A 25,806-nucleotide genomic window follows, 5' to 3' on the forward strand; every position below is an offset into this window, starting at 1 on the left:
AGGTCGGTCTACATATTTTCGGGCTAACACAGCGCACGGCTCCAGATATTCCATTTTTCGTCCAGCATTGCAGCGAATGTTTGTTTCGTCGGCATCCCTCTACACAGTAGCGTCGACTCCTCGACAAAAGGTCCGCCCTCGGTCCACCACAAGCTGTAACCCTGCGTGACGACATTGGCGATCGCTGCCGATACGTCCTCACCCGGAGGCAAGCGCCATGCGCTTCCATTTTCAACGGGCGCCGGCGTTTCGACCAGATCCGGAAGAGGCGCATTGTCGAGCCGCTCGAGAGTGAAGGCGGGATCAAGTGACTCGCGTGCCAGATCTTCGATGGCATCATACCAACTGGCCTGCCCATGCAACCAATCCAGCAAGGGCGGCGCCCCCACCGCCGCCAGCATCAGCGGAAAATAACGGCCGACGCGATCCACGCTAGGCATCATCACACCGCCAATGCCCTCAGGCCCAATCACACCCGGCGCAATCGCAAAGCGCCACACCGGACTGTTGAGATACCGCTCCAGCCACGCAGGTCCAAGTTTGACCTGGCTGGCCTGTATGCACTCCTGCAGCCACCCATCCCACGCCTGCACCAGATGCGCAGGCAGCCGCCGGCTGACGAAGTCCCCATGCGTGCTGACCTTGCCGAAGTAACCCGTCACAGCTTGTCCACGCAGCGGAACTGTTCCAGCACGGCGCGGCGGAACGGGTTGACGACGCTGTTCGCGGTGAGCTCCAGCCCGGCCTTGCGGCCGTCGACGTCGAAGGTCACCTTGTAGCGCTCACCCTGCGGCGTCGGCTCGACGACCGCCTTATCGAGCATGCGGAACCAGGCCCATGGACCTTCCGTGTGCATGCTGGAACGGGCACTGGCCGGCGTCACGTCCAGCTTCACCTGTCCGCCGCCCTTCCCGCTCGGGAGCTGGAACGAGGCTGGCGCCAGCGCGCTCGGCGCGGCAGTCAAGACCTGGCCGTCGATGTCGAGCACCAGCTTGGCGATATTCGGATCGAGCGCCACCGGCTTCAGGTCGAAACGCATCGAGGCCTGGCGCCCGCCATTCGCAAAGAAGGCGTCGCGGATACGCGCCGCCCGCTGGAATTCGTCGAGGGTCCCCTGGGGGATGCCGAGCGAGCCGTCGTTGGCGGTGGCGCGCCAGGTCCAGCGGGAGCCGCCCATGTCGACGTATTGTGCGAGGTTTTTCTGGAAGAAGTCGTCGATCAGGCCGCCCGGTCCGAACAGGCGGCCGAAGTCGTCGGCGGTGACGTCCTGGCTTGAGGTGCGGACCACCGGATAGCGTCCGGCCACGGCCTGGCGGCAGAACTGGGCGGGGCCGGCGGTCCACAGCGTGTTCAGGCGTTCGCGTTCGCTGCCCGAGGTCAGGCCCGCGCCGCCGCTGTCGATCGACTTCAGCATGCCGCCCAGCGGTGCCGGGGCCCCGTCGGCTTCCAGCTTGACCTTGGCCAGCGCATCGCCCGGCGGGGGTGGGGTGCCGGTGCGCTTGGCGCTGGCGGCACTGTCCATGTAGACGGCGACGTCCTTCAGCATGGCCAGCTTCTGGTCTAGCGGCGGCGGTGTGCCCGCCGTCATGCGGTGCAGGTCGTCGAAGTGCTCATCGACCGGATTGGTTTCCTTGCCCGCGGCGGCGCTGGCGTCGGGCGCGCTGCCCATCGCGCTTTCCAGCTTCTTCTTGTAGGCGCTGAACTTGCCCATCACCTTAGCCGCCGCAGATGGCAGCTTCGGCGCCTGCGCGGAGCCGAGCGTGGTCTCCTTGCCGGCCGCGATCAGGAATTTGCGCAAGGGCGAATCTGCGCCCGCCAGCAGGTTGGTGATGCGCGCGCCCTGCTCCAGGTTGTCGAAGGGACGGACTGTGACGTCGGCCAGCAGCGCGTCCCACTGGGCGATGTAGTCGTCATAGTAGAGCTGCAGCACCGCGGCGCGCACCTGGTCCTGGTTGTCGGCTTGCGACGCTTCCTGCTGCGCCAGCACCCAGCGTTCCTTTTCGACGTCGGCCACGGCCTCCTCGGTCGCCTCCAAAAACTTGGCGTAGCCGGCCACCGAGAACATGCCGTTCACGCCGCGCGTGATCGGTTCTCCACTCTTGCGCACAAAGACGGTGGCTGCTTCGCGTCCGCCGGCGCTGGTCGGGCTGAACTCGGGCAGCTTCTCGCGCATCAGCTGGCGTTTCACCTGGTTGTAGACGCGCTGCTGCAGCGGCATGCGGGCCAGCGCCAGGCGGGTGTCGGCGATCAGCGACTGGTTAAGTTCCGGCATCGCCTGCCCGTGCCGGAAGTTCTCCATCAGGGCCAGCTCGTGCGCGGCCAGCGACAGGCGCTGCTCGTCGCTGGCGCCCTTCAGGTTGCGGTCGTCGTCCAGCGCGGCCCAGGCGGCGATCGATTCGGCGTCGAAGTGCTTGGGGTCGCCCAGCATCAGGTACACGCGCAGCACCTCGTACAGATACTCGGCGTTGTTGGCGTCGTTGCGGCGCAGCTGGGCTTCCATGCGCTGCTGCAGGCGCGGCAGCAGGGTATCCTGCAGCAGCTTGCGGTAGGCGATGCGCGCGGCCTCGCCCAGCTTGTCGCCCTGGTACAGACCGAAGCGGTTCAAGAGCGGCACGCGCTTGTCGCTGTCCTCGTAACCGCCCGGCAGGCTGCGCGCCGCGTTCAGCACCGGCAGTAGTTCGATCGGCGAGGCCTGGGCCGGCAGCGCGGCCACCTGTTTGGCGATCGCTTTGGTGCGCTCGGCCATGTCGGCCACGTAGGCCTGGTTGCGCAGGTAGCTGGCGATCATGCCGGCAGTACCCAGCACGAACAGCACCGAGATGCCGGCCACGGCGCCCCACTGAAGCAGGCGGCGGCGCTGTTCCAGTTTGTGGTTGACGCCCGCCAGCTCGGCTTCGGGGAAGATCACCTGCTGCAGCAGATTGGTGATGAAGTAGCTGCGGCCGGTGGCGCCGTTGGCCGGCACCGCCTGGCGATCCAATCCAAAGGAAGCAGCCATCGCGCTCATCACGCGGTCGAGCGGGCTGCCCTCCTGGGTGCCGCTGCTGAAGTAGACACCGCGCAGCAGGGCCTGGGCTTCGTAGCGGTTGGATGCGAATACGTCATTCAGGAAGCGCCCCAGCACCTCGCCGAGGCCGGCGAACTGCTGCGGGAAGCTGTAGACCAGCGCGCGCTTGTAGGGATCGCGCTCCTGCTGCATGCGCGCCAGCACGCGCTCTTGCAGGCGCTGTTCCAGCAGGCGGAACTCTTCGGGGAAGGCGGCCAGCGCCGCATCGGTGCCTTCGTCCTTGGCCAGCGCGAAGGTCGTGCCCCAGACCTGCGCGCGCTCCTCGCGGCCCAGGCTGTCGAAGTATTCGACGAAGCCGGCCAGCAGGTCGCACTTCGTCACCAGCACGTAGACCGGAAAGCGTACGCCAAGCTGCTCGTGCAGTTCCTTGATGCGTTCGCGGATCGCCTGGGCCTGCGACGAGCGCCAGATGTCGTCGCCCTGCAGCAGGTCGGACACCGACAATGTGACGATTACGCCGTTGACGGGACGGCGGCGGCGGTACTTGCGCAGCAGCTGCAGGAAGCCGGTCCACGCCGCTTTGTCGGCCTCGCCATGGCTGTCCTGGGTCGTGTAGCGGCCGGCGGTATCGAGCAGCACGGCTTCGTCGGTGAACCACCAGTCGCAGTTGCGGGTGCCGCCGACGCCCTTGACGCCGCCTTTGCCCAGCGTGTCGGCCAGCGGGAACTTCAAGCCCGAGTGGGTCAGCGCCGTGGTCTTGCCGGTGCCGGGCGCACCGATGAACATATACCAGGGCAGCTGGTACAGGCCACCCCTGCTGCCGTCCTTGCCTTTGCTCTTGCGCAGGACGGCGATGGCTTCTTGCATGCGCTTGTTGAGCTGGGCAACCTCGAGCGCGCCTTCTTCCGGCACTGGCGCCGCGGCGGGCGTGTCCTCGCCCGCCATGCTCTTCATCAGGCGGCGATTGGCCAGGTGGGCCTGCAGCTTGCGCCAGCCGAACCAGCCCGCCCAGGCCAGGAACAACAGTCCGATGATCGTCCAGCGCACCGTCTCCGACGCAAAGGGCGCGCTGCCGTCGAAACTCAGCAGCGGCGCTTCGAACCAGACGATCAAGGAAAGCAGCAGCACGCCGATAAAGGCCAGCACAGGAGGTTTGACCAGCCATTTGAAGAACTTTTTCATTGCGGGTACCGTCTGTCTCGGATGGTCATGGCGCCGTGGACGGCATCAAGAGGGTGATCTCGACGCGGCGGTTGCGGGCACGGTTGGCGGGACTGTCGTTGTTCACCAGCGGCGCGGAGTCGCCGCGCCCCTCGACGCTGTAGCGGTCCTCGGGTCCGGCCCGCTCCGCCAGCAGGTCGCGCACGGCGGTCGCGCGCGCCTTCGACAGTTCGTAGTTCGACGGGAAGCGCGCCGACAGGCCGGGCCGCGTGTTGTCGGTGTGGCCCACCACGATCACCTTGCCCGGCACCGCTTTCAAGGCTTCGCCGATGCGCGCCAGCAGCGGCAGGTAGGCGCTGGAGACCTCGCCGCTGCCCGAGCCGAACACGCCGTCGCCACGCAGGGTGACCACCGAGCGGTCGGCGGTTTCGACCACGGTCACCAGGCCCTGCGCCACTTCCGGCGCGAGGAAGCCGGCGATGCGCGCCGGTCCCGGCTTGGGCGGCGGGGCCACGGGCGCCTGCGCGGTCTTGAGCGACAGCAGGCTGGCAAAGACCGGGTCGGAGGCATTGCCGAGGCGGTAGCCGAAGAACATGTGCAGCAGTACCAGCAGGCCCGCGGCGACGGCCGCCAGGATCCACACTGGCACCATGCGCCACAGCGGCTCGCCCTTGCCGCTGGCGCCCTTCCAGTGCACCGACAGCTCCGTCTCCGCCGGTGCGTGCTGCTGGGCGATCAGGCCCTGCAGGCGCTCGCGCAGCTGCTCGAGCTGCGAGCGGCCGTTGTCGATCACGCGGTAGCGCCCTTCCAGGCCGAGCGCCAGGCACAGGTACATCAGTTCCAGCGCCGGCAGGTTGTTTTTCGGGTCCTGCGACAGCTTCTGCAGGATCAGGAAGAACTTCTCGCCGCCGAAGGCCTCGTTGTGGAAGGCCACCAGCAGGCTGCGGCTGGCCCAGACCCCGCCGCCGCCCCAGGGCGTCGACGAGATGGTTTCGTCCAGCAGCGTGCACAGGGCATAGCGTGCGGCAGCGATCTGGTCATGCTGGACCTGGGCCGCCTTCGCGGACGCCTCGAAACCCTTGATGGCCTGGACCAGCTGCATGCGCAGACTCTCGACATCCGGGTGCGTGGCCATATGGCGTAGCGGCGTCACCAGGTCGAGCAGCGGATTGGCGGCGCGCACCAGCGGATTCAGGCCCTCGCCGTGCAAGGTGGCTGGACCCGTGGTGGCGGCGCGTGGCTGGCCGGGCGGCGGCGACGCCGGCGCGGGCGGTGCGCCTGATGAGGGCGTGCGGCGCCCGCCCGGCGCCGGCATCAGCATGGTGCGGTCGGGATCCTGCATCGGGTTGATCGGTTGGTCGGCGCTCACGGTGCAGTCCTCATGGCCTTATTTGCGGATCGCCCAGAATTCCATCTGCAGCCCTGGGTACTCGTTCGGGATGTGCATCGCGAAGCCGACCGAATTGGCCAGCATCTTCCAGTTCTCGCCAGTCTTGTCGAGCTCGAAGTAGGTGTAGCCCGCGTGGAAAGGCAGCTGGCGCGGCGCCACCGGCAGCGCGCGCAGGGCGACGCCCGGCAGCTGCAGGTTGACCAGGTCGCGGATCTTTTCGATCGAGCCGATCTTGACCATGGCCGGGAAGCCGCTGCGCACCGCCTCCGGCGGCATGTGGGCATTCACCGCCAAGACAAACGTCGCGGAGCGCAGCAGCTCCGGATCGGGCAGCACCGCCACCCGGATGCCGAACTGGCGCTCCTCCAGCGTGAGGGCCAGGGCGCGGGTGTCGACCACCATCGACAGCGCGGCGCGCACATCCTCGATCAGCGGCGCGAAGCTTTCGCTCAGGCGGTCGTGGCGATACACGGGATACGGCGTGGCGCGCTTGTCGGGGCGGCTGAAGGTCGCCAGTTCGCCGGCCAGCTGGGCCAGTTCGCTGTACAGGCGCTCCGGATGCAGGCCGGTGGCGCCCGCCAGGTGGGCGAACAGCGGCGTGCTGCGGTTCAGCAGCTGCAGCATCAGGAAGTCGACGATCTCGGCGGCGCCGGCCACGCCCGGCTGGCTCAGGCGCCCGGCCAGGGCCTGGGCGCGCTGGTTCAGCAGGCCGACCAGTTCATCGGCGAAGCTTGATAGGCGCGGCGCCGCGCGGAAGTCCATGCACGGCGGGCAGTAGGCGGGATCGAGCACCACCCGGTTGTCGGGACGGCGCTCGACCACGCGGCCGATGCCCAGCGTGGCATAGGCATTGACCACGTCCTTTTCCAGGGACACGCGCAGGCGCAGGCTGCCGACCTGCATCAGGGCGCTGTTGTCGAGTCCATTGCTGTCCATCGCCTCGTAGTCGACCGGCCGGTGGCGCGCGAAGTTGTCGCCACCGGTGTCGCCATCGGTTTCGACGATGCCCTGGCGGCGTAGCGGCAGCGCCAGCACCACCAGGGCGTCGCGCGCATCCTCGGGGATGTCGAGCGGCTCGGGCAGCGCATCGTCCTGCGGCAGGTTGAAGGTGGTGCCGTCCGGGAGCACGCCGGCGCAGGCCAGCAGCGCCAGCTTGCCCTGCGCAAGCAGCTGCTCGTCGATCGCCAGCCGGGTGAAGCCCCAGGCGTAGGGCCGCATGCCGGCGACGCGGTTCTCGATGGTGTTGTGCAGGTAGCGGTCGTGCTGCTGCAGGTGCTGCGGCTGCAGCAGCATCCCTTCCGACCAGATGACTTTACTGTTCCAGGACATACGGTTCGCCGTTTCTGATTGTAGTAATGATCAACGCCGCGCCTGGCGCAGCAGCTGGACCTGTTCTTCGTAGGCCGCGGCGAAGGCTTCGCCGAACAGGCGGTGGAAATCGCTGTCGGCCTCCCTGGCCAGGTCGGTGTACAGCTCGACCATCCGGTCCCACATCTTGGCCTTGCGGTTCGACGACAGCATCTTGTCCATCACGCTCGGCACGTCCAGGCGCGCCTCTATCGCCGCCGGGTCGAAGCGCTTCAGGACGCCCGCCAGCGCGGCGCGCATGCCGGCCATGATCGCCAGCTCGTGCGCCTTGAGGTCATCGAACGCGTTGGCGAAGGCGCGCTGCGCCGGCATATAGCCCGGCATGCTGCCGTTCACCATCTGCGTCAGGGCGCTGTCGGCATCGGGGAAGAACTTCAGCGGATTGTTCGCCTGCGACGAGATCATCGTCATGTCCAGGCGGCTCTCGCGCTTGGTCATGGCGCGTCCCATCAGCACGCTCATGGTGCCGGCGGTGGCTTCGCGCAGCATGGCGCCGGCCAGCTCGGCGATCTCCTCGGCGCTGCGGCGGGTGTTCAGTTCTTCCAGCCCGAGGCCGCGCATCAGGGCGCGGATCACCGGGTCGTCGGCAGCACTGCCGCCGCGTGGCGCAGCGGCTTGCGGCACAGGCTGCGGTGCAGGCGTCGGCAGTGGCGCAGGCGGCGCGATCGCGGTCGCCTCGGCCGGCGCCGGTGTCGGGGGCGGCGGCGCGCTTGGCGCCAGGGTCGGGGCCGGTGTCGGCGCCGGCGTCGCCTGCATGCGCGGCGGCAGGAAGTCCGCCAGCGGATCGTAGTCGTCCGGGATCGCCATCGGTCCGCTGGCGACGGGCGCGACGACCGGCGCCGAGGGCAGCTCGGACGCGGGGAACGGCGCCAGCTCGGGCGGCACGTGGTCGCTCTCCGCGCCGCGCCAGGCCGGCTCGGGAGGCAGGGGCGTCGGCGCACTGCCGAACAGGTTCAGGCCGAGCGGATCGAAGCTGGGGTTGAGCGGATCGCCGCCGACGTCGAGGATGCCGGCGCCGGCCAGTGAATCGTCCGGATTGGCCGGCAGCGCATTGGTAGGTGGCGGCGCCACGGTGATGTCCTGCAGCGGCGACGGCGCCAGCGTCGGCGCCGCCTCGCCGGCCACGCTCGCCACCAGCTGGTAGTCGCCGATGGTGATGCGGTCGCCATCGGCCAGCGCCACATGGCGTCCGGGCCCGACTGGACGCTCGTTCACCAGGCTCGGATTGCTGCCGACGTCGACCAGGCAGTAGGCGCCGTCGCGGAACTCGATGCGCGCATGCACGCGCGAGATGTACTTGCCCGGATCGTCGAGCACCAGCTCATTGCCCACCGCGCGGCCAAGCGCCCCGCCGAGACGGTCGAAGCGCCGGAACAGCGGCTGGCTGGGTGCGGCATCGCGGTAGCTGTGGACACTCAGCGTGAGAGACATACGACTCCTGGGAAGTGGACCGGACCGCGCCGCAGGCAACACCTGTTGGTTATCAAACAATTATACATTTGCATATTATTTATACAATATGTGCCGATGGCCTAGCCCCGCTTTACTTCGCTCAGGAAGCGCGCGCGGTCCTGGGGATCGGGCAGGTTCTCGGCCAGCAGCCGGTAGAACTCGTCGGCATTGCCCGTCATCTTGGAGGCCCGCTTGGCCAGGATCTTGGCGATCGGTCCGACGTAGACGGCCAGCTTCTGCTGCGCAGCGTCCATCAGCTCGGGACTCAGCTGCAGCAGGGTCGGCATGCCGGTCATCGCGGTCAGCTGGGTCGCCCCGGTATGAACCTGGCTGCGCGCGCCCATGGTCGACAGGGTCGACAGGCCGTGCTTCTTCTTGATCTCCTTGATCGCCTCCTGGAATTGGGCCCGCCCCGCATCCGAACCGATGTGCGGCAGCAGGCGCACGCACAGGTCGTCCAGGTCGACCGCTTCGCGCGCCGTGTTCTTCAGCACCAGCTTGGCGACCGGTCCGATCTGGGTCGACAGCGCCACCTGCAGGTCCGGCGCCAGCGCCAGCAGCCACTCGGGCGCACTGGCGGTCAGGTTCGAGCCGTGCGAAGAAACCTGGGCCGGCGCCGCGCCATGCTGCGAGGGCGTGGCCGGGCGCACCGGCTCGATCGGGCGCGGCGGCGGCTGGAAGGCCAGCACGGTGCGCTCGTTGTCTTCCTCGGTGAGCGGCAGGCCGCCGTTGTGCTGCAGATGGGCCTCGGTGAGCGCCGCGAGGAAGGCCAGCGCGTTCGGATAGCGGTCCTCCATGCGCTTGGACATGGCTTTGCCCAGCACCGCATCGAAGGCCGGGTGCAGCCCGGGCTTGCGCACGCTGGGCGGCACCGGGTCCTCGTTCAGGATCTGGTGCATGACGGCGGACGCGGCGCCGGTGAAGGGCCGCGATCCCGTCAGCATCTGGTACAGCACGATCCCGACCGCGAACAGGTCGGAGCGGCCGTCCACCATCTCGCCCTTGAACTGTTCGGGCGACATGTAGCTGGGCGTGCCGATCACGGCGCCGACCTGGGTCAGGGTCGAGGACTCGATCTTGGCGATGCCGAAGTCGGTGATCTTGACCTGGGCGTCTGCGGTCACCAGCACGTTGGCCGGCTTGATGTCGCGGTGGACCACGCCGCGCGCGTGGGCATAGTCCAGCGCGCGCAGCAGCTGGCCGATGCAGTTCACGCTGGCGGCCGGGTCCATCGCCGTTTCCTTTGCCAGGAAGGCGCTCAGCGGTGTGCCGTCCACGTACTCCATCGCGATGTAGGTCGCGTCCTCGACCTCGCCGAAGTCGTACACGGCGACGATGTTCGGATGCACCAGCCGGCCCGAGGCCTGGGCCTCGTTCTTGAAACGCGCTATCAGTTCGCTTTCCTGCAGGCCGTCGAGCAGCTCGCGGCGGATGGTCTTGAGCGCGACCGTGCGCGCGATGTTGGCGTCGTAAGCCTTGTAGACCACGCCCATGGCGCCGGTCCCGAGTACCCCGTCGATGCGGTATTTCCCGATTCTCTCTAGCATTCCTGTCACTTCTTCCTTTGCGGCCTTACTCTTCCAGCATCTTCAGCGCGCTGGCCAGGCTGGTGCGCATGCGGTTGAACGAGCGTCCCAGGCCGCTGATCTCGTCGTTACCCTTGACCTCGAATTCCTGGGCTTCAAACTTGCCCATGCTGACCTCGTCGGCGACCAGCGCCAGGTGCTTGATGCGACGCGTCACGAACAGGTGCACCATCACGTTCAGGGCCACGAACACCACCAGGAACACCCCGAACAGCGAGGCCATGAAGGTCTTGAAGATCTGGTCGGCCCTGGCCAACGGCACCGCCATCGGCACCGAGATCACCTGGGCGCCGACGATTTCGTTCAGCTTCCAGCCGAAGCCGTTGTTCGGGCCGTAGATGTCGACCATGGTCTTGGGCGCCGCCGCCGCGGTGGTGTGGCAGCCGAGGCAGACCGGATCCTTGATCTGCAACGGGCGTGCGATGTACAGGCTGCGGCCGGTCGCGGTATCGCGCTCGCCGATGAATTCCTTCATGTCGGCGGTGCTGCGCAGCTTGTTGACCACGTCGACTTCCCAGTCCGAGGCCTTGTCGCGCGGATTGGTCGGGTTCAGCGTCGCTTCCTTGTACGAAAAGTCCGGATAGGACTTGAGAACGGTGTTCAGGCTCTCCACCGCCGAGTACGAGGGCACCGACTGCGGGTGGAACTCGAATTTCATCTGGTTGCGCAGCAGCGGCGCGATCTGGGTCGCGGTGTAGCCGCGCACGCTCTTGGCCGCTTCCAGCAGCAGGCGTGCGTTCTGCAGCGTCTCCTCCCTGGCGCTCTGCTTGAGCAGGCGGTCGGCGACCACGCCGGCGGCAAGGAAGCCGACAGCGAAGATGGACACGAACACCAGGTTGAACTTGGCGGCAATCGAAAGCTTCATGACATCTCTCCTGAAAATCTGTAATGGGCCGCTGCGTCAGAACAGCGACGTGGCGGCGCCCGGACGGGCCGGCGGGTGCAGCGCCGCCTTCCAATCGGCCTGCTGCCCGAGAACGCGCTCGAGCTGCTTGCGGAACTCCGCATCCAGCAGGCGCGTGCGGAAGCGGGGAACGAAGGATTTCACGCCGGGCAGGCGCGCCGTCAGCCAGGGCTCGACATCGGCGAAATCGGCCTCGCGCTCCTTGCCGGGCGCCGCCTTGCCGGCATTCGGCAGGTTCGGCACGCGCGCCAGGCGGTCACGAAAAGCGGGCGGCATGGCCGTGATATAGGTGCGCGGCGGGCGCCCCGCCACGGGCTGCGGCTTGGCCGGATCGACTTCGGCATAGCCTTCGGCGGCTAGCTTGAGCGGCGCGCCGGCGCGCCCCTTGTCGACCTTCGCGGCCTGCTGGGCGCCCTCTTCCGCAAACACCGCATCGCGGCCGTCGCCCGCGCTCCTCACGATCGTCGAACCGTTCGCCAGCGTGACCTGCAGCGCCGGCGTGGCAACCCGCGCCGGGGTGTCCGCCATCAGCTTGACCCAGCCCTGCAGCAGCGCCAGTTCAAAGGATTTGCCGCCGGGCGGCAGCTCCAGCACCAGCACGCGGGTCTGCGGGCCCAGCGCCAGGATGGCGTTCGGGCCGGCCTCGATCTGGGCGCCGGCGGCGCCGGTTTCCAGGATGTCGTCCTTCTGCACGGCGATCCCGGGGCCGGCCTTGTAGACGGCCGCGCCGCGGACCAGGCGCAGCGGCTGCTCGGCCAGGGTCAGCACCGCGCGCGGCGCGGCCGGCGCCTGGGCCTGGACGGTGGCCGCGAGCAGCAGCGGCAGGCAGGCGAACATCAAACGAATACGCATCATGGGCCTTTAATTGATCTTCACCAGCGCGCCTTCGATGGTCACGATGGCATCCGACTTCACCGACATCGGCGCACCCGCCTTCACGTTCATCATGGCGCCGGCCTTGACGTCCATGTTGGCCTCTGCCTCGATCGCGATCTGGGTCGACTTCATCGTGATCTTGGCCGGTTCGATCTTGATGCTGCTACCGCCCACTTTCAGCTCGATCGAGGTGGTCGCCTCGACCACGATGGTCTTCGATACCGTCACCTTCTGGTCGCCGGTGATGTTCACCGTCTGGTTGTTGTCGATCGTTACCGAGTGGTCGTTCGCCACGTGCTCGGTATGGTTGTTGCCGACATCGAGCTTGCGGTCGTTCTTGATCGTGATGGTCTGGTTGTTGTCGACGTTGACCGTGTGGTCGTTGGTCACGTGCTCCTTGTGGTCGTGGCCGACGTCGAGGCTGCGGTCGTTCTTGATCTGGATGGTCTGGTCGCCCTTGTCGGCCTTCTCGAAGCCGACCTTCAGCGTGTCGTTGTTCTTCACCACGCGATTGAAGTCCTTCTCGGCCTGGACGAAGATCTCTTCGCTGTCCTTCTTGTCCTCGAAGCGGATCTCGTTGAAGCCGCCCCCGCCCTTGGAAGAATTCGACTTGATGGTGGACTTGGTCTGCTCGGCCGGCAGCTCGTAGGGCGGCATGCTGTCGCCGTTGTACACGCAGCCCGTGATCAAGGGCTGGTCCGGATCGCCCTCGAGGAAGCTGACCACCACTTCCATGCCGATGCGCGGGATGAAGATCGCGCCCCAGCCTTTCCCGGCCCAGCCCTGCTGGACCCGCACCCAGCACGAGCTGGTCTCGTCGGCCTTGCCGTTGCGCTCCCAGTGGAACTGCACCTTGACCCGGCCGTACTTGTCGGTCCAGATCTCTTCGCCGGCCTTGCCGACCACCATCGCCGTCTGCGGCCCCTGCACGAAGGGCTTGCGCGCCGTTGCGGGCGCGCGGTAGCTGTGCTCCTTGCCGACCGCCTGGAAGGCGCAGCGGAACTGGGTGCTGGTATTGGCGCCATCGCTGCCGTAACCGATCCCGGCGATCTCGGTCTCGGCGGACGTGATCAGGAACTCGCGGTTCTGGTCGTCGCGCGGGTGCTCGGACAGGGTGAACAGGGCGCCGGTCGTCAGGCCGCGCGCGTTGCCAAAGGCCTCGACCTGCTCGCACTGGCCGTGCAGCGCCTCCATGCGCGCACGTGCGAAGCCGCTGCCGGCGCTGCTGGTCGTGTACAGGCCGGGATAGTCGTACTGCTCGTAGCTCGCCTGGCCGAAGGCGGCGGCGATGGTCGCCTTGACCAGCAGGCCGCCACCGACGCTGCTGGATGCCTTTTCGAAGTCGAAGTCGTTGAGCGCATACACGCTCGACTGGATTTCGCCGCCCGGTGCAAAACGCGTCACCGCCTCCTCGAGCGGATCGCGGCGCGCCTCCTCGTCGCGAAACTGCACCGTGGCGTAGCCCTCGGCCGGTGCATGGGCGCCATAGCTGTCCGCCAGCACCATGGTGTGGGCGCCATCCTGGTGGGTGAAGTAGAAATAGATGCCCTCTTCCTCCAGCAGCCGGCAGACGAAGTTGAAGTCGCTCTCGCGGTACTGGACGCAGTAGGTGCGCGCCGCCGGAGTGGCGGACAGGCTGCCGGCGTCGAGCGAAATCAGGCCGCCATAGGCCGCATCGCCGCACACTGCCTTGACGATATCGATCGCGCTCTTGTCCTGGAAGATGCGGCAGTTGGAAGAACGGGTCAGCAGCCATAGCGCGGGATGCAGCACCGCCTCGTAGCTGGCCCTGCCGTCGCGCCAGCCGCGGTAGGCGAAGCGCGTGACGATGCCGTTGAAATAGCGCGAGCCGCCTTCCGGCAGGTCGAGCACCACCGTCATGCTGGTCCCGAGCACGTCGGCGATCTTGATGTCGCCCTTGGCCGACAACAGTTCGAGGCGGTAAGTGTACATCCGGCCCAGCGCTTCGCTGCAGCTCATGCTCCGGAACAGGAGCACGTCGTCGGCGAGCGCCGACTTGACGGATACTTCACGCTGGGCTTGGGTAGGGACGATCGGCATTCTTCGGATACTCGGTTCAGGGAATCATGGTCTTGACGGTGCCGGCGTTGGTGAAGCCGATCACGCCGCCCCAGTTGCACATGCACTTGGAGACGTTGTCGAGGGCGGGCATGTTGGCGATCATGACCGTCGGTGCGCCGGGCACCCAGGGCGCGGAGGTCGCCGGCACGCAGGGCATCGGCGTAAGCACGCCCAGCGCCGCCGCGGTGGCGGCGGCGACGGTCGGGTTGGACGGCGAGTTGCACATCCCGAATGGCATGATGTTCACCAGCGGGATGTGGTCCATGATGTTGGCGGCCGGCGGTCCTTCGCACAGCACCTTGTTCTTCGGGAGCACCACCAGCGAGGAAGGCGCCACCCCGAAGGTGCAGCTCATGATGGCGCCCATTGAAACCTGATTTGGCATGTCGTTTTCCCGGTCGCGCCCCATTGAGCGTGGGGCGCACGAATCAGTCGAACAGCCCGCGCATGTCGAAGGTCGGATCGCACAGGCCCTTGACGCCGGCAATGAAGCCGTCCGGATAGCAGCTGTAGATGAACAGCGAATGTCCGGCGATCCAGAAATTGATGGAGCCGGTTTCGACCAGACGCGGCGTCATCGACCCGGCTTCGTAGCCGTAGTAGACATCGTCGAGCGGAATGCGCTTCAGCCAGACCGGGTTGGCCGGGGTCGGTCCGCCATTCAGGAAGGAGTCGATACCCGGCTGGGCCTGCGGCGAATTGATCATCTCGGTCGCCGCGGCAATCGCGGTGCGGCGGTCCTGCCACTGCGACTTGATCGCACTGGCCATCGCAGCGCTCGCCTTGATCTTCGGATCCAGCGCCCCCTGGCCGAAGGTCGCCACATGCGAGAAAGTATGGCCCGTACCTTTCTTGTACGGGCTGCTGCCCTGCGTCTGCACGGTGCGCGACTGTCCCAGGTCGCTGGCTGTGAAACCATTCAAACCGCCCGCCTTGATGGTTGCCAGTTGCTGTCCATTGGCACGCGCAATGGCGGCGGCCACGTCTGCTTGTGTGTAAGGCATGGTTATCGTCCTCGTTGTCCGTTGAAAAAACAATGTCAATCAAAGTGGTATGCGAACTCGCCGCTCTCGACGCCGACCTTCACGCCGCCGACCGGCTGTCCCACGATCATGCGGTTCAGGAATTCGCGCGAGATATCCGGCAGCATGGTGTTGGTCAGGATGGCGTCGATCATGCGGCCGCCCGACTCGCTCTCGGTGCAGCGCGACACCACCAGCTTGACCACCTCGCCGGTGTACTCGAACGGAATCTTGTAGCGCGCCTCGACGCGCTTCTTGATGCGGTTCAGCTGCAGCCTGACGATCGAGCCCAGCATCTCGTCCGACAGCGGGTAGTAGGGAATCGTCACCAGGCGGCCCAGCAGCGCCGGCGGGAACACCTTCAGCAGCGGCGCGCGCAAGGCCTTGGCCATGCCTTCCGGGTCCGGCACCAGGTCCGGGTCCTTGCACAGGCCCGCGATCAGGTCGGTGCCGGCATTGGTGGTGAGGATGATCAGGGTGTTCTTGAAGTCGATGAAGCGCCCTTCGCCGTCTTCCATGAAGCCTTTGTCGAAGACCTGGAAGAACATCTCGTGCACGTCCGGATGCGCCTTTTCCACTTCGTCGAGCAGCACCACCGAATAGGGTTTCCTGCGCACCGCCTCGGTCAGCACCCCGCCCTCGCCGTAACCGACGTAGCCCGGCGGCGCGCCCTTCAGCGTCGACACCGTGTGCGCTTCCTGGAACTCGCTCATGTTGATGGTGATGAGGTTCTGCTCGCCGCCGTACAGGGCTTCGGCCAGCGCCAGCGCGGTCTCGGTCTTGCCCACGCCCGAGGTACCGGCCAGCATGAACACGCCGATCGGTTTGCTCGGGTTGTCCAGGCCGGCGCGCGAGGTCTGGATGCGTTTGGCGATCATCTCCATCGCATGGTCCTGGCCGATCACGCGCTGGCTCAGGGTGGAGGCGATGTTGAGGATGGTTTCCATCTCGTTGCGCGCCATGCGGCCGACCGGGATGCCGGTCCAGTCGCCCACGACCGCGGCCACCGCCTGGTAGTCGACGGTCGGCAGGATCAGCGGGTTCTCGCCCTGCAGCGCGCTCAGCTTCGCCTGCACCGACTTGAGCTGCTCCTTCAGCGCGGCGCGCTCGTTTTCGTCCGTGACGGGCGTCATGTCGGCGGCCGCTTCCAGCTTGCTGCCCGTACCTTCCACCGGACGGGCGCCGTCACGCAGCTTCGCCCGCAGCGTCAGGAGCTCGTCGACCAGGGCGCGCTCCTCGTTCCAGCGCTGCTCCAGCCCTGCGAGGCGATCCTGCTCGGCGGCCAGCAGGGTCTCGGCGTCGCGCATGCGCGCTCCGGTCTCGATCCCGATCGCGCCTTCGCGGCGGATAATCTCCATCTCGACCTTCAGCGCCTCGATGCGCTTGCGGCTGTCGTCGACCTCGGCCGGGGTGGCGTGCAGGCTGACGGCCACGCGGGCGCAGGCGGTGTCGATCAGGCTGACCGACTTGTCGGGCAGCTGGCGCGCCGGGATGTAGCGGTGCGACAGCTTGACGGCCGCCTCCAGCGCCTCGTCGAGGATCTGCACCTGGTGGTGCTTCTCCATGGTCGACGCCACGCCGCGCATCATCAGGATCGCGCGCTCTTCGCTCGGCTCGTCCACCTGGATGCTCTGGAAGCGGCGGGTCAGCGCCGGGTCCTTTTCGATGTGCTTCTTGTACTCGGCAAAGGTGGTGGCGCCGATGGTGCGCAGGGTGCCGCGCGCCAGCGCGGGTTTCAAGAGGTTGGCGGCGTCGCCGGTGCCGGCCGCGCCGCCGGCGCCGACCAGGGTATGGGTTTCGTCGATGAACAGGATGATCGGCTGCTGGCTGGCCTGCACCTCGTCGATCACCGAGCGCAGGCGCTGCTCGAACTCGCCCTTCATGCTGGCGCCGGCCTGCAGCAGGCCGACGTCGAGCGTCAGCAGTTTCACGTCCTTGAGCATTGGCGGCACGTCGCCGCGCGCGATGCGCTGGGCGAATCCCTCGACCACGGCGGTCTTGCCGACGCCGGCCTCGCCGATCATGATCGGGTTGTTCTGGCGGCGCCGCATCAGGATGTCGACCATTTGGCGAATCTCATCGTCGCGGCCGACGATCGGGTCCATCTTGCCCGAGCGCGCCTGCTCGGTCAGGTCGACCGTGAATTTCTTGAGCGCTTCCTGCTTGCCCATCTGGGCCGGGGCGATCGCGCCCGAGGCTTCGCCCGGCGCCGCGCTGGCCTGGAAGCCGTCGCTGGCCGCCAGCTTCGCTTCCGGCGAGTCTTTCAGCAGGGTCGAGAAGCGCTCCGACAGGTCGTCGGCCTTGACCCGCTCGAACTGGCGGCTGATCGCGTACAGGGCGTTGCGCAGGTTGGTCGTCTTGAGCATGCCGAACACCAGGTGGCCGCTGCGCACCTGGGACTCGCCGAACATCAGGGTGCCGAACACCCAGGCCCGTTCCACCGCCTCTTCCACCTGGGCCGACAGGTCGGTGACCGAGGTCGCGCCGCGCGGCAGGCGGTCGAGCGCCGCCGTCAGGTCGCGCGCCAGCACCGCGCCGTCCAGCTCATAGTGGCGGATGATGCGGTGCAGGTCCGAATCCTGCAGCTGCAGGATCTGGTGCATCCAATGCACCATCTCGACATAGGGATTGCCGCGCAGCTTGCAGAACACGGTACTGCTCTCGATCGCGCGGTAGCACAGCGAATTGAGCTTTCCAAAGAGGGCAACACGACTGATTTCGGCCATGATCGGTTCTTTCGCTTATCAAGAGGTCAGCCGGCAAAGGCTGTTGGGTTAATCAAGAGTTGGCTCGCATCGCGCCGGGCCGGGCCGCTGGCGAGGAAAGTGGTCCATCCCAGGCGGCGGCTGCCCAGGGCCAGGCGCGGCACCTCGTGCTGCTCGAGGATCAGGCGCACGTCCCAGTCGAGCACCATGCCCGCGTAGTTGCGCACCCAGGCCAGCAGGCGGTTCATGCTGTCGCCGCCGGGCAGCATGCGCTGGTAGTTTTCGTAGTCGAGCGGGCCGATCACGAGGCGGAACTTGTGCTGGCAGTCCCACACGGTGCGTCCCAGCACGGCGGAGCTGCCCAGCCGGTTGCCCTGGTCCTGCATGCCGATCCGGGTCTGGCCGTCCAGCGGGATCTTCATCCAGTGGCCGACGAACTGCTCGAGCGCGACCGGCAGCTTGAAGTACGCCCGCAGGATCGTGACCAGGCCGGCCGCGGGGCGGCGCTGGTTCGCCATCAGACCGGCGAAATGCAGCTTGGCGAAGTCCGCGATCTCGTCGCGCCCGCGCAGCGCCGGGCTGCCGATGCCGAACAGGCTGCCGACGTAGTCGCCGAAGCGGTCGAGCTCCGGGCGGTCGAGGCTGATCGCCGGCTCGGCGCTGGCGCGGGCTCGGTAGTGCAGCGACACGATGCGGTGGTGGAAGACGTCGAGGAAGGCCGCCAGCGTGCGGTCGCCCTGATGGCGGGCGCGTTCGCGTGCGTACTCGGTCAGGTGCAGCGGCATCGGGCCATTCGGTCCCAGCAGGCCGATGAAGTTCACCGCCAGCCGGGCGCGCGCCTCCGCGTTGGCCGGCGTGAAGCCGCGCACCGCGGTCGGTTCGAAAGCCATCGAAGGGTCCTGGCCGAAGCGCACCGCATCGTCGCGCGCGCGCAGCGAGGCGCCGATGCGCGGCTTGTCCGGGTGGGCATTCTCGAGCAGGCGCAGGATCTGGAAGAAGTCCATGCGCTCGGCCTTCTCAAACAGCTCGCGCTCGAGTGCTAGAGGATCGCGCATGCGCCTCCCCTCGCCGGCCAGCGCATGATCTCGCCGCGCCCGACGGTACGGATCACGGTCTCGGTGAAGGCGTTGATCGACACGTATTGCGAGAAGAAGTGGCTCAGCACCCCGCCCAGCACGAAGGCGCCGGCGCCTTCGAAGGCGGCATCGTCCATGGTCACGGTGATTTCCAGGCCGCGCCCGAAGGTGATCGGGCCCGGCGTCGGCATGCGCCGCGTGATGGCTTTCGAGGCGATCGAGCGCACGCCCTCGACCTGGCGCTGGCTGGCCAGGTCGAGCGGATGGCAGTACAGCGCCAGCAGTTCGCGCAGCGCGTGCGCGCCCTCGTCCGGATCGTTGTCGACCAGCGACAGGTAATTCAGCGAGAGCTGGTTGATCAGGCGCCAGGCCATGCTGCCTTCGGCGAAGGACGGCAGCGGCTGGCTGGGGCCGCCGAGTACGCGGATCGCCTGCACCGGTCCGCCGTCGTCGAGGATGAAATCGGTCTTGCCGACGCCGAGCGGCATCGACAGCGGCAGGTCGCGGTTGGTGCACCAGACGTTCAATCCCAGCTGGCGCAGGCTGTGGCGGTACGGCGCTTCGGCGGCATCGACGATGGCGATGAAGGTTTCGCTGCCGACATAGGACGAGCGCGGGCCACGCGCGCGCTGGCGCTGCGACACCACGCGCGGCTCGCGCCGCACCTGGAAAAATGCCTGCTCAGGCAGGGACGACTGCAGGTCGCGTGCGCTGTACAGCGGATGGAAGCTTTGCTCGGCGTCGGCGCCGCTGCCGTAGCCGGTCACGCTCTCGACCCCATGCACCTCGAAGTCCATCGGCCGGGTGCGGTCCACCAGCACGTGGTATTCGTACTGCTCGCCCGACAGGTTGATGCGGTCGGCGCGGCGCTGGAACAGGTTCACCACCGGGGTGCAGTTCAGCGCGAAGTGGCCGGCGTCCAGGGTCTGCTCCAGGCGCGCGTCGCCGCGGTTCAGGAGGACGATGATTTCCAGCTCGCGTTCGGCGCAGGCGCGCACCGCGGGCCCCAGGCCGTTCAGTTCGACGAACATGAAGCGCTGGGCAAAGGCGAAGTACTCCTGCAGCAGGCGATAGCCCTGGAAGCTGCGCTGCCCGCTCGGCAGCAGCGCGTCGTCCTCGCGCAAGCCGCGCGGCTGCAGCGCCGTCTTCGGCAGCAGGCGGTGCCAGGCCGGGTTCGCCCCACCGGCCGGGCGCGGCAGCACCAGCACGCCCTCGACGCTGCCCAGCAGCTTCTCCAGGATGCGTCCCGGCAGGTCGTCGGCGCCGCGCAGGTGCAGGTCCAGCTGCTGCAGCGCCAGGGTATTGAAGGGCGCGCCGTTGGTGGTGCGCAGGCGCAGGCGCAGGCCGGCCTTGACGCCGGGCGGCAGGTTTGCTTCGACGCCGGCGATGCTGCCGGCATGGGTGAAGAAGCGCGCTTCGGCCAGCTCCACCGGCCACAGGGTCAGGGCGTGGGCGCTGCGGTATTCGCAAGCGGTGACGTCGTCCTTGCCCAGCACGCTGCGCATGCCGCTCCCGCGCGGGACCTGGTAGCCGGCGCTCAGGGCCGGGTTGGACAGGTCGGGCTGCAGCTGCACGATCGCCATCGAGGGCGTCGGCGCCAGCAGGTGCGGATGGACGATCTCGGACAGGTGCTGGGTGAAGCGCGGGAACTCGGCGTCGATCTTCATCTGCACGCGCGCGGTCAGGAAGGCAAAGCCTTCCAGCAGGCGCTCGACGTAAGGATCGGCGCAATCGAAGCCTTCCAGCCCGAGGCGGCCCGCGATCTTCGGGTACTGGGCGGCGAACTCGCCGCCCACCTCGCGCAGGTGCTGCAGTTCCTGGCTGTAGTAGCGCAGCAGGCGCGGATTGGTCATGGCCGCCTGCCCGCCGATTCGCTCAGGCTGATGTGGGCCTGGTCCAAATCGAGTTCGGTCTTGATGTAGAGCCGCTCGGGGTAAGGCTGTGCCCACATGTCGGCTTCGATCTCGAAAGTGATCTTGGTGATGCTGTCGGATTTGGCGGCCCGGACCTGCACCGAGGAGCGGATCAGGCGCGGCTCGAAGTCCCAGATCGCCTGGCGGATCGCCCGTTCGAGGTCGGCCGTATTCATCCCCGCCAGCGAGGCGCCCGAGATGTCGGGCATCCCGTAGTTGATGACCGAGCCGGCCAGGTGCGGCAGGCGCTGCGTCGGCGCCTGCGCGGTCACCGACAAGAGGTTGGTGGTGTTGAGCAACCAGGCCAGGTCGCGCAGCACGCCTTCGCGCAGGCTGCGCATCGACATGATGCGGCGCTCGCGCGCTTCGACCTGCTGTTCCGGCTCCTCGTCGGTCAGCCGGTCCAGCAGCGAAGGCTGCAGGCGTTCGCGCGGCGCCAGTTCAGCCATGGGCTTCCACGTTGTCGAACACGATCGCGCGCACGTCCATCAGGGCGTAGTCGGCGCTATCGCTGGCCAGCATGCGCTGGCCCAGGCCGCGTCCGTCCTGCCATTCGGTGCGGCGCGCCAGCCTGATGGCGTGGTCCTGGCTGTCGATGCTGCCGTCGTAGCGCGTCGGGATCAGGCCGACCGCCTGGGCCTCGTTGGTCCAGGTAAAGGTCGCCGCGGTCCAGACGGTGTCGCGCAGGTCGCTCGGCGGGTCGATCTCGATGCGGGCGATGCGGCTGAAGGGAATCCAGAAATAGCGGCCGTTGACGACGGCTTCCAGCACCGGTCCCAGGCGCCCGTCGGCATCCATCAGCCAGTCGAAGCGCTCGCCGTCGATGCTGCCGCTGGAAGCCGGCGCCTGTGCGAAGGCCTGTTCGCGCAGCGCGGCCGCGTGGACCGGATCGGTGGCGTCCACGCGCAGCGCCTCGACCAGCGGGCCGAGCCAGTCCTGCGGTTCGCCGAAGATCAGGGGCGCGCGGCGGCCGGCAAAGATTTCGGCGCGCAGCGCTTCGCACTGGATCGCCTCGCGGTAGGTCTGCACCATCGGCAAGGCCTCGGCATCGAGTTCGCCCACCACGTTCAGCTGGGTCAGCGCGCGGTTCCAGTCCCCCATCACGGACAGCAGCTGGAACAGGAAGATGCGGTGCTTCGCGTTCGACGGTTCGCTGCGGACCTGGGCCTGCAGTGCGGCGAGCGCCTCGGCCAGTTTGCCTTCCTTGATCAACGCTTGCGCTTGCATGGCTTGTCCTGATATGGAAAGAGACGGAAAAGGCGGCCCGGCAAGGGGCCGCCGGATTGCTGCGTCAGGCGACGTCTTGCGCGGTGCCGGCAACGTTGCCGGCGATATCCCAGGCAAACGGCTTGACCGCTTCGAGGCTGCCTTCCGACTTCTGCGGCTTGTAGCCGAAGGTGACCTTGGCGAAGTTCAGCGTCACGTTCTCGGTCAGGCGGTCTTCACCGCCGCTGCCACCGGTCGAGAGCGAGGTCACGAGGACTTCTTCCATGATGATGTGCATGTAATCCTGCTGCCCTTCCCCGGACTTGCGCACCAGCAGCTGCACTTTCGGGATGTGCGTGCCTTTGGCCAGGGCGGTCATGATCGCGTTGGTCGACGCGTCGACATACTTCGTGAAGCTCACGTCCTGGAAGTTGGCCTTGCCGGCGCCGCCGCCGCCGCCCATGTGGGTGGTGCCGGACTGCGACATGCCCCAGCTCCAGGCCAGGACGTCGATGTCGCCCTTCGCGCCGCGCACGGAGTCGGCCGATTCGCCCTTGATGTTGTCGCCCATGTTGATGAACATATCTAATGCCATTGCATCTCTCCCTAGTTTGCCGGATGTACCGGCGATGTGAGTGAACGGGCAAGGAGGCTTGCCCGCGCGTTGCTACATGAACCGATGAACTTTAACCGCTGAATCTGAACCGATTACTCAGCCCTTGGCCGAGGGCAGCTTCGACACCAGGCGCAGGGACACCGTCAGGCCTTCCAGCTGGTAGTGCGGACGCAGGAAGAACTTGGAGCTGTAGTAGCCCGGATTGCCTTCGACTTCCTCGACCACCACCTCGGCGGCGGCCAGCGGCTTGCGGGCCTTGGTGCTTTCGCTCGAGTTGCCCGGGTCGCCGTCGACGTACTTGATGATCCACGACTGCAGCCAGCGCTGCATGTCGGCGCGCTCCTTGAAGGAGCCGACCTTGTCGCGCACGATGCACTTCAGGTAGTGGGCGAAGCGGCAGGTCGCGAACAGGTAAGGCAGGCGCGCGGCCAGGTTGGCGTTGGCGGTGGCGTCCGGATCGTCGTACTCGGCCGGCTTGTGCATCGACTGGGCGCCGATGAAGGCGGCGAAGTCGGTGTTCTTCTTGTGCACCAGCGGCATGAAGCCGTTGGCCGCCAGTTCCGCTTCGCGCCGGTCGGAGATCGCGATCTCGGTCGGGCACTGCATCGCCACGCCGCCGTCGTCGGTCGGGAAGGCATGCACAGGCAGGCCTTCGACCGCGCCGCCGGACTCGACGCCGCGGATGCGCGAGCACCAGCCGTATTCCTTGAACGAGCGGTTGATGTTCACCGCCATCGCGTAGGCCGCGTTGGCCCAGGCGTAGTTCTTCGAGCCCGGGGCGCTGGTGTCTTCCTCGAAATCGAAGGCTTCCACCGGGTCGGTCTTGGCGCCGTAGGGCTGGCGCGCCAGGAAGCGCGGCATGGCCAGGCCGACGTAGCGCGAATCCTCGGACTCGCGGAAGGAACGCCAGGCGGCGTGCTCGGGAGTCTGGAAGATCTTGGTCAGGTCGCGCGGGTTGGCCAGCTCGTTCCAGGACTCCATCAGCATGACGGAGGGCGCGGCGCCGGCGATCAGCGGAGCGTGGGCGGCGGCCGAGATCTTGGCCATCGAGGTCAGGAGCTCGACGTCCGGGGCGCTATTGTCGAAGTAGTAGTCGGCCACGATCGAACCGAAGGGCTCGCCGCCGAACTGGCCATACTCTTCCTCGTACATCTTCTTGAACAGCGGGCTCTGGTCCCAGGCCGTGCCCTTGAACTTCTTGAGCGACTTGGCCATGTCGTTCTTCGAGATGTTCATCACGCGGATCTTGAGCATCTCGTCGGTTTCGGTGTTGTTCACCAGGTAGTGCAGGCCGCGCCATGCGCCTTCCAGCTTCTGGAATTCCTCGGCGTGCATGATCAGGTTGATCTGCTCGGTAAGCTTCTGGTCGAGCGCCGCGATCAGGCTCTGGATCGTGGCCAGCACGTCCCCCGAGACCAGGTTGGCGCCGGCGAGGGCCTGCTCGGCCAGGGTGCGCACCGCGACTTCGACCGATTCCTTGGCCTTGTCGGATTGCGGCTTGAATTCCTTTTGCAGCAGGGCGCCGAAGTCGCTCATCTCGAGCGTGCCGGACTCCTGCTGTACATCGGCGAGTGCTTCAGACATCGTGTTCTCCTTATTGGGCAGTGGCGTCGGCAGATGCGTCGGCAGGCTTCGGCGCCGAGGTCAGCGCCTGCATCAGGGTCGGTTCGGCCAGCAGCTTGCCGATCAGTTCCTCGGCGCCGGTCTTGCCGTCCATGTAGGTCATCAGGTTGGCCAGCTGGCCGCGTGCTTCCAGCAGCTTGCGCAGCGGCTCGACCTTGCGGGCGATCGCGGCCGGCGTGAAGTCGTCCATGCTCTCGAAGGTCAGGTCGACCGCCAGGTTGCCTTCGCCGGTCAGGGTGTTCGGCACCTGCACCGCGACGCGCGGCTTCATGGCCTTGAGGCGCTCGTCGAAGTTGTCGACGTCGATGTCGAGGAACTTGCGGTCGGCGACCGGCGCCAGCGGCTCGGCCGGCTGGCCGGACAGGTCCGACAGCACGCCCATCACGAACGGCAGCTGGACCTTCTTCTCGGCGCCATACACCTCGACGTCGTACTCGATCTGCACACGCGGCGCACGATTGCGCGCGATGAACTTCTGGCTACTCTCTTTGCCCACGATTGACTCCTTCAGGATTGGACTACACGGCTTTTGCCTGGACGGCTGCTCGCGATGCCGGTGATGCGGCCTGGGTCTCAGGCCGCTTCCGGACCGCGAAGGATCTTCAGCTGGTTGACGCTCTCGGGCGCCAGTTCTTCCATGATTTCAAAGAAGCTCTTCGGTGCCAGCCGCTTGGCGCGCTCGAGCAGCATCGGCACGGGGCTGGAAGGTTCGTTGCGCTGGTAGTAGGCCAGGATCTTGTCGAGCATGCGCACCACGTCGGCGCGGCTGTTGATCTCGCCGCTGATGGCGGCGGGCGCCGCGGCGGGCACGCCGGCGGAAGGCGCGGCGGTGCTGTCTTCCTGGGCGAGGGTGTCGGGCATGGCCTCGTTCTCCTCCGTCTGCGGCAGGTGGGGAGCCAGCGTGTCGCGCATGCGGCGCAGCTGGCGTTTCAGGATGCCCATGTCGAGCGCATTGGCGGCGCCGACCTGGCGCACCAGCGCGGCTTCGAGGGCGGCGGCGCTGTCGTGCGCCTGGCTGACCGCGGCTGTCGCTTCCAGCATGGCTTCGGGCCGCACGTCGCGCAGCGCGGCGTCGATGCTGGACTGGGCAATCGCGGCCTGGCCCGCCGGCGGCGGGGTCTCGCCCGACGACACTTCGAGCACGCGCACCGACAGCGGACCGAGGTTGGGCAGCTGGATGAAGGCGGTCTCCTTCAGCTCGCGGAGGATCGAGGAAGCGTCCAGCAGGGTGGCCAGGGAATTGATGCGCAGGGTCGGATCGTTGTCGTCATCCGGGTCCAGCTGCGGGTGCACGCTGTCCCAGCGCTCGTCGACCAGGCGCTCGACCAGCTTCAGGCCGTCGGCAAAACCGGGGATCGCGTGCAGGGCCAGCAGGCTGCGCACCAGCAGCATGGCCACGCGCAGGTCGCGCGAACGGCCGAGCAGCTCGAAGGCCTGCTTCTTGACCAGCTTCCATTCCGGAGGAACGGCTGGAACGATGGTGGCGCCGTACTGGACTTCGGGCTTGCCGAGAGCGTTCTGCTCAAGCTCCAGGAACAGCGGGTCGTACTCGAGGTTCGGACCGCATGGCATGCCCGCTTCCACTTCCTGGAGCAGGACATCGACGTCGACAATACTCATGATTGCGCGTGGTTCGTTTTGGATCACCAACGGCGTCACGGTGAAGGTTTCCCCCCGCGTGCGCCATCGTGTTTGTTGTTATGGGTAAGCGAGACTTACTCGTTTTCCGAGTGAGTTTTACTCTTGTTTTTGCGCACTATACGCCACCTAGCGGCCTCAAGGTTAGTGAAAAAAGATAATTTTTTTTTATCTAAATCAA

The 25,806-nt window shown here is 67.0% G+C and carries 20 protein-coding genes; all 20 read right to left on the reverse strand.

The window, feature by feature from the left end; translation table 11 throughout:
* Positions 1–23: 23 nt before the first annotated feature.
* Positions 24–662, reverse strand: a complete 639-nt coding sequence (gene tagF / locus GV068_RS07455) for a type VI secretion system-associated protein TagF (protein WP_159696728.1) — start codon at positions 660–662, stop codon at positions 24–26.
* Entirely contained in the window at positions 659–4,189 is a 3,531-nt protein-coding gene (gene tssM, locus GV068_RS07460; protein ID WP_159696729.1) for a type VI secretion system membrane subunit TssM, read from the reverse strand. Before tssM ends, tagF begins: the two co-directional genes overlap by 4 nt.
* 25 nt (positions 4,190–4,214) lie before the next feature.
* Positions 4,215–5,537, reverse strand: coding sequence for a type IVB secretion system protein IcmH/DotU (gene icmH / locus GV068_RS07465; RefSeq protein ID WP_229463881.1), 1,323 nt, complete (start codon positions 5,535–5,537; stop codon positions 4,215–4,217).
* Between the two features lie 18 nt (positions 5,538–5,555).
* Positions 5,556–6,887 (reverse strand): type VI secretion system baseplate subunit TssK, encoded by a 1,332-nt coding sequence (gene tssK, locus GV068_RS07470; RefSeq protein WP_159696730.1) that lies wholly within the window; start codon positions 6,885–6,887, stop codon positions 5,556–5,558.
* A 30-nt stretch (positions 6,888–6,917) separates the two neighbouring features.
* Positions 6,918–8,357 carry a type VI secretion system-associated FHA domain protein TagH gene (gene tagH / locus GV068_RS07475; protein ID WP_159696731.1) on the reverse strand — a complete coding sequence of 480 codons (1,440 nt, stop codon included), beginning with the start codon at positions 8,355–8,357 and terminating at the stop codon, positions 6,918–6,920.
* 101 nt (positions 8,358–8,458) lie between these two features.
* Entirely contained in the window at positions 8,459–9,925 is a 1,467-nt protein-coding gene (locus GV068_RS07480) for a serine/threonine-protein kinase (RefSeq protein ID WP_159696732.1), read from the reverse strand.
* Between the two features lie 25 nt (positions 9,926–9,950).
* Positions 9,951–10,829 carry a DUF3365 domain-containing protein gene (locus GV068_RS07485; protein ID WP_159696733.1) on the reverse strand — a complete coding sequence of 293 codons (879 nt, stop codon included), beginning with the start codon at positions 10,827–10,829 and terminating at the stop codon, positions 9,951–9,953.
* Between the two features lie 36 nt (positions 10,830–10,865).
* Positions 10,866–11,723: a hypothetical protein gene (locus tag GV068_RS07490; protein ID WP_159696734.1), complete on the reverse strand. Its 858-nt coding sequence runs from the start codon at positions 11,721–11,723 to the stop codon at positions 10,866–10,868.
* Between the two features lie 6 nt (positions 11,724–11,729).
* The gene (locus GV068_RS07495; protein ID WP_159696735.1) at positions 11,730–13,805 is read right to left on the reverse strand and encodes a type VI secretion system Vgr family protein; all 2,076 of its coding nucleotides are present in this window, start codon (positions 13,803–13,805) and stop codon (positions 11,730–11,732) included.
* Between the two features lie 16 nt (positions 13,806–13,821).
* The gene (locus GV068_RS07500) at positions 13,822–14,211 is read right to left on the reverse strand and encodes a DUF4280 domain-containing protein (protein WP_159696736.1); all 390 of its coding nucleotides are present in this window, start codon (positions 14,209–14,211) and stop codon (positions 13,822–13,824) included.
* 43 nt (positions 14,212–14,254) lie between these two features.
* Positions 14,255–14,830, reverse strand: coding sequence for a hypothetical protein (locus tag GV068_RS07505; RefSeq protein ID WP_159696737.1), 576 nt, complete (start codon positions 14,828–14,830; stop codon positions 14,255–14,257).
* A gap of 35 nt (positions 14,831–14,865) precedes the next feature.
* The gene (tssH, locus tag GV068_RS07510; protein ID WP_159696738.1) at positions 14,866–17,574 is read right to left on the reverse strand and encodes a type VI secretion system ATPase TssH; all 2,709 of its coding nucleotides are present in this window, start codon (positions 17,572–17,574) and stop codon (positions 14,866–14,868) included.
* A gap of 26 nt (positions 17,575–17,600) precedes the next feature.
* Positions 17,601–18,608, reverse strand: a complete 1,008-nt coding sequence (gene tssG / locus GV068_RS07515; protein ID WP_159696739.1) for a type VI secretion system baseplate subunit TssG — start codon at positions 18,606–18,608, stop codon at positions 17,601–17,603.
* The gene (tssF, locus tag GV068_RS07520; RefSeq protein ID WP_159696740.1) at positions 18,593–20,482 is read right to left on the reverse strand and encodes a type VI secretion system baseplate subunit TssF; all 1,890 of its coding nucleotides are present in this window, start codon (positions 20,480–20,482) and stop codon (positions 18,593–18,595) included. Before tssF ends, tssG begins: the two co-directional genes overlap by 16 nt.
* A complete protein-coding gene (gene tssE, locus GV068_RS07525; RefSeq protein WP_159696741.1) occupies positions 20,479–20,991 on the reverse strand; it encodes a type VI secretion system baseplate subunit TssE in 513 nt (170 codons plus the stop codon). Before tssE ends, tssF begins: the two co-directional genes overlap by 4 nt.
* A complete protein-coding gene (locus GV068_RS07530; protein ID WP_159696742.1) occupies positions 20,984–21,769 on the reverse strand; it encodes a type VI secretion system accessory protein TagJ in 786 nt (261 codons plus the stop codon). The genes tssE and GV068_RS07530 overlap by 8 nt, the downstream gene beginning before the upstream one ends.
* A gap of 64 nt (positions 21,770–21,833) precedes the next feature.
* On the reverse strand, positions 21,834–22,343 hold the full coding sequence (locus GV068_RS07535) for a type VI secretion system tube protein Hcp (protein WP_159696743.1): 510 nt from the start codon (positions 22,341–22,343) through the stop codon (positions 21,834–21,836).
* A gap of 117 nt (positions 22,344–22,460) precedes the next feature.
* Positions 22,461–23,948, reverse strand: coding sequence for a type VI secretion system contractile sheath large subunit (gene tssC / locus GV068_RS07540; protein ID WP_159696744.1), 1,488 nt, complete (start codon positions 23,946–23,948; stop codon positions 22,461–22,463).
* Positions 23,949–23,958: 10 nt separating this feature from the next.
* Complete coding sequence (gene tssB / locus GV068_RS07545; protein ID WP_159696745.1) at positions 23,959–24,483, reverse strand: type VI secretion system contractile sheath small subunit; 525 nt, start codon at positions 24,481–24,483, stop codon at positions 23,959–23,961.
* 77 nt (positions 24,484–24,560) lie between these two features.
* Positions 24,561–25,607 carry a type VI secretion system protein TssA gene (gene tssA / locus GV068_RS07550; RefSeq protein ID WP_159696746.1) on the reverse strand — a complete coding sequence of 349 codons (1,047 nt, stop codon included), beginning with the start codon at positions 25,605–25,607 and terminating at the stop codon, positions 24,561–24,563.
* Between the last annotated feature and the right edge of the window lie 199 nt (positions 25,608–25,806).

This window comes from Massilia sp. 9I (assembly GCF_902506415.1).
GTDB lineage: Bacteria > Pseudomonadota > Gammaproteobacteria > Burkholderiales > Burkholderiaceae_D > Telluria.